General features: G+C 68.4%; 8 protein-coding genes and 1 tRNA gene. All 9 read right to left on the bottom strand.

Annotated elements, in window-relative coordinates:
- Window positions 1–265 precede the first annotated feature (265 nt).
- Window positions 266–847: a hypothetical protein gene (locus AB1609_16720; GenBank protein MEW6048090.1), complete on the bottom strand. Its 582-nt coding sequence runs from the start codon at window positions 845–847 to the stop codon at window positions 266–268.
- Between the two features lie 46 nt (window positions 848–893).
- The gene (locus tag AB1609_16715; protein MEW6048089.1) at window positions 894–1,445 is read right to left on the bottom strand and encodes a hypothetical protein; all 552 of its coding nucleotides are present in this window, start codon (window positions 1,443–1,445) and stop codon (window positions 894–896) included.
- A complete protein-coding gene (locus AB1609_16710; GenBank protein ID MEW6048088.1) occupies window positions 1,430–1,654 on the bottom strand; it encodes a hypothetical protein in 225 nt (74 codons plus the stop codon). Before AB1609_16710 ends, AB1609_16715 begins: the two co-directional genes overlap by 16 nt.
- 29 nt (window positions 1,655–1,683) lie before the next feature.
- The gene (locus tag AB1609_16705; protein MEW6048087.1) at window positions 1,684–1,890 is read right to left on the bottom strand and encodes a hypothetical protein; all 207 of its coding nucleotides are present in this window, start codon (window positions 1,888–1,890) and stop codon (window positions 1,684–1,686) included.
- A 42-nt stretch (window positions 1,891–1,932) separates the two neighbouring features.
- On the bottom strand, window positions 1,933–2,967 hold the full coding sequence (locus AB1609_16700) for a hypothetical protein (GenBank protein ID MEW6048086.1): 1,035 nt from the start codon (window positions 2,965–2,967) through the stop codon (window positions 1,933–1,935).
- Window positions 2,946–3,572 (bottom strand): hypothetical protein, encoded by a 627-nt coding sequence (locus tag AB1609_16695; GenBank protein MEW6048085.1) that lies wholly within the window; start codon window positions 3,570–3,572, stop codon window positions 2,946–2,948. Before AB1609_16695 ends, AB1609_16700 begins: the two co-directional genes overlap by 22 nt.
- Window positions 3,553–3,723 carry a hypothetical protein gene (locus AB1609_16690; protein MEW6048084.1) on the bottom strand — a complete coding sequence of 57 codons (171 nt, stop codon included), beginning with the start codon at window positions 3,721–3,723 and terminating at the stop codon, window positions 3,553–3,555. Before AB1609_16690 ends, AB1609_16695 begins: the two co-directional genes overlap by 20 nt.
- Window positions 3,724–3,759: 36 nt before the next feature.
- Window positions 3,760–4,194 carry a hypothetical protein gene (locus tag AB1609_16685; GenBank protein MEW6048083.1) on the bottom strand — a complete coding sequence of 145 codons (435 nt, stop codon included), beginning with the start codon at window positions 4,192–4,194 and terminating at the stop codon, window positions 3,760–3,762.
- A gap of 52 nt (window positions 4,195–4,246) precedes the next feature.
- Window positions 4,247–4,320 (bottom strand) — tRNA-Ala (locus AB1609_16680).
- Between the last annotated feature and the right edge of the window lie 41 nt (window positions 4,321–4,361).

The following is a 4,361-nucleotide window of genomic DNA, read 5'->3' as shown; positions in this document are numbered from 1 at the left end:
ACTCCAGGCCAGCCCGCTCGGCCATCTTCATGGCCAGGCTCTGGCGGCAGATGCGGTGGACCACCTCCGGAGCGTTGGCCTCGTGCATGGGCGGCGGGTCCGGCAGCCACACCGTCACGATACCCATTTTCCGTTCCTCCCTCCCCGGCCCCGTCACACGGGGCCGCCAATTGCGGCCACAGCCCGGAAACGGCCTTTCCGGGCCAACTGCCCCGAAAACATCACCGGCCGGCGCCCGGCCGGTGAAGCCGCTTCTCACCTGTTCTTAGCGGTTCCAGGCGAGGCATTCAGCCCGCTGTCCCGGGGCGCGGCGCGCCACCTGGCGGTAAACCAGCTCGCCCAGAAGGGCCGCCGTGGCCTTGCGCAGGTCCTTCAACGTCCCGGAGTTGTCGATGACGGCGTCGGGGACGATGAGGTCCACCTCCGCCTCCGTGCGGTGGCCATCCTCTTCTGGTCGGACATCTTCCCCGCGTGCCCGCAGCCGCGAGGACCGGGCGGCATCGGCTGCCTTCACCAGCACGCCGAGGAAGCCCAGGGCGCGCAGGCGCTCGGCCTCGTGCAGCAGACGGACGTCCTCGACCACGGCGAACTGCGGCCCCTCAGTGTAGAGCCGCAAGACAAAGTGGTTCAGCAGGCATTCGGGGTCGATCTCCCGGAGCTTGTCGCCCAGCACCTGCAGCAGGCACCTGTCTTTTCCCTTCATGCCGAACAGCTCGCGGGCTATCCGGTAGAGGGGGTCCGAGAGCTTGTAGACCCGCGCGCCCGCCTCGGACAGGAAAGCCGCCACCGTGCTCTTGCCGGCCGCGCGCCTGCCGTACAAGAACAGCCGCACCATTACCACCTCCATCAGCAAGGGCCGCCCAGCCCGCTCACGACCCGGTGGCTACCCGAATTCAGCCGCCCGCCGGAAAGTACGCGCGCCGTTCGGCGACCTGGCGCAGCACCCTGGCACGGAAGTCCTGGTGCCACCGGCGGTGCCCGGCCGAACGCGGGGTGAGGCCGGCCCGGGCGGCGTTCTCCCGGTACTCAGCCAGCTCCCCGCTCAGCCAGGCCCTGGGCAGGTAGAACCACCAGGGCTCCAGCGCCATCCCCAGTTTGTCCGCCCAGCACAGCCGCGACGGCTCGGCGCCGGCCTCCCGGGCGTAGTGCCTGGAATGGTACAGGCAGAGGTCCCGGTACTCCGGCCCGAACCACCGGCCGGCCAGGCGGGCCCCCAGCTCCGGGTGCTTCCTGCCTTCCGGACCGTCCAGGTCCCGGGCGGACCAGTACCCCCAGTCGTGTACCAGGATGCACACCGCTTCTCTCCACGTGGGGCGCCCGTACAGCCTCCACCACGCCGCCAGCACGAACAGCGGGTGGATGAGGAACTGGTGGGCTCCAAAGAGCAGGCTCCGGCGGCCCCAAGGCAAAAACCCCCGCCACACGGCACTCATGCCTCGCTCCACCGGTCCGCGGCCTCCAGGACTTCTCCGGCTTCGGCTATCTTCGCGGGCAGGTTGAAGCGCCGCCACCAGCGAGCTTCGCGTTCCGCCAGGCGCAGGGCCTCGGCCCGGGAGCGCCTGGTGCCACGCAAAAACTCCCGGCCGTCGGGAGTCTCAACGTATACCTCCCAGCCCCGGCCCCCGGGGCGCACAGAAATACACACGGCGGGCACCCTGGACCACCTCCGGTTGGTTTCAGTTTTCAGGTCTCGAGGTCCGCGTCCAACTCGCTCAGCGGGAACTCTGCTCCGCACGCGTCGCACCGGACCACCTCGTCTTCGGTGTCCAGGCGCGTGGCATCAGAAAAGCTGAACCCGCCGGAGCACAGCGGTATCCAGCCGCTGAAGCTCCCGGCGACCACGAACAGATTGCCTTCGGCACCGCATTTGGGGCACGTGGTCTTCCACACCTTCCCTTCCCTCCCCCCACCGGTTTGGGCTGGCCGGGCAACTTATGCCCGGGCAACTACCAACTCCTCGACGCGCCACCTCACGCCGCCCGCGGCCGCCACTGCCTCGGCTTCGGTGGCGAACACCTTCAGCCGCCCCGGAACCGGCGAGGAAAGCGTCTCTCCCGCCGCGCCCAGATACCCGGAGGGGAGGGGGCCGGTTACGGCCCACCCCCGCACCGGGTCGGCGATCCCCCATACGGGTGGGGCGCTGATAGCCCGGACTAGGTCGTCCGTGACCCCCGCCAGCACTCGCGGCAGCTCGTCGGGATGGCGGTCGCGGACGTTCACCTCCGTGACCTCTGGCGGGCTGCCGTAGAACTGCCGCAGGACCTCGTACTTCTCAGTAGTCGGCACGCGGCCGGGCGGGTCCCAGGTGCACCACACGCTGACAGCACCTAACCCCCGCCGGCCGTACCCGAACCACACCAGGTTGTTGAGGGAATAGTCCTGGGGCCGAACAGCCAGCAGTTCCCCTGCCTCAGGAACCGGGCAGGGCACGGACGGGCGGACCCAGAACCTGTGGGCCACCCAGTGCGTTCCATGCTCGTTCGGCATCTTAGCCCTCTGCACAGCCACCACCGTGCAGGGCGGATGGTACTCCGCCAGGGCGTCAAGCCAGGGCCACAGCAGGCTGTAAGCCTCCCACGCCCTGCCAGCCGCAGCGCGGGCCTGGGCTGAGCGTTCCGCCAGGCACCGTTCCAGGGCCTCCCTGAGGTCTGCCCTGGCGTCCAGGGCCAGGAGGTACTCAGGCAGGTCCCTAACCCGGCTAGCCCCCCAGGCCCTCACGGGCCCTTCTAGGACGGCTGCGGTGAATCTGTAGGGCAGTTCCAGGCGCTTGGGCACCGGAGGCACGGGCGGCTCCGTCATTCGCCAGCCGCATGCGTCCCTGAGGTAACCCAGGCACTTCTGGCCGCTGTACGTCCCGGAGGTATGCACTCTGCCGCACGCCAGGCACCGGTACTTTACCGGGCCGAGCGCGAAGGCGGCCCGTGCCGTATCCAGGTCGCGGAAGGTCACCCATCCCTCCTCAGACACCCGCACCGCCTCCCTCCGAAAGCATCCTGGCGCGGATTCCCTATGGTGAAGCACGCGGGCAGGATCGGCTCGTCCGTTTCCCCTGAACGCGGTGGGTGATATGGGTTGCTGAGCCAGTAAGGCCTCAGCCCCGACGGCTCGCGGGCCAGCGCCACCCAGGGGCGCCCGAGGATGAGGCCCTCTTGGCCCAAGGCGGTAACAAAGTACGGCCCCCACCTCCACCTGGGCAGGAACCGAAGCGGGAAGCACGCCCTGCGCGCTCCTTCCGCCCAGTCCACCCGGCGGACCCCGCCAAACGGCAGCTCTTTGAGCATGTCCGGTCCCACCACCAGGTTGTCCGGGTGCAGACCCAGGCCTGAAAGGTACGAGTGAACGTGTTCGGGCGTCCACTCGTCTTCCGGCCGGAGCTTTACCTGACGGTAGCCGCGTGTGGAGGCCCGGGCTGCCGCTGACGAGGCTGCCGGGGCCGTGTCCCCGGGGCCCGCCCGGTCTGCCGTGGAAGCAAAGGGAGGGGCACCCTCACGGTGCCCCTCCTCTTCCTCTGCCACACCCAAATCGAACATGAGCTGGCCGGCCGCGTGCGGCTCAAGGCTCAGGGGGCCCACCTCCTTCGAGCTCTTCTACTTCTAGCTCTGCCCAGGCCTGGCTCCACTCTTCAACGTCGATGGCCTGGGCCTTCTCCATGGCCTCGTCCGCACTGGCAGCTTCAATCACGATGGAGTACTCGCAGTTCGTTCTCACCAGGTACTGCGGCATCTTCTCTCCCTCCCGTGCTCGCCGTCCAACATTTCCTCAATCCTTTACCACCAGGGGCGGCAGCGGCACGCACGCGCGCGTGAGTTCCTCCAGCCGGCGGACGAGGTCTTCCCGGGCTGTCGTAGTGGCAATCGCCTGCCGGACGTCCTCCGCCAGCACCACCACGTTGCCGTCCTGGTTGGCAGGAGCGTACTCATCGAACATTCCCGGCCTGAACACGCGCAGCGTGGCATCGTACTCGTACTTCGCTTCTGTATGGCGGTTGAACGGGATGCCGTGCCGCACCAGGTACTCCTCCAGGTCGCGAAACTCCCCACAAAGAGCATTGTCAGCCCCGCACACCAGGCTGTCCGGCTCCACCGTGGACAGGAACGGCTCGCCCTCCTGTTCGATAAGCCGTTTGATTTCCTCGTACTGCTCGCGGGTAATGGACCCGCCCACCCAAAGGGTGGCGGGAATACGCTCAGCCACGTCACCGCCTCCCCTCTATTCACCGGCGCGAGGCACCTTGCTGAAATCTCAATGGTGGAGGCGGCGGGAATCGAACCCGCACCTCCGGCGTGCGAAGCCGGCGCCCTCCCAAAGGGCCACGCCCCCACCCGACGGTCTCCTCAGGCCGGTCCCGGGCCGGCCTCGGC

The sequence above is a fragment of the Bacillota bacterium genome, from assembly GCA_040754675.1.
Taxonomy (GTDB): Bacteria; Bacillota; Limnochordia; order Limnochordales; family Geochordaceae; genus Geochorda.
This window is presented reverse-complemented; position numbering and strand designations above follow the sequence as displayed.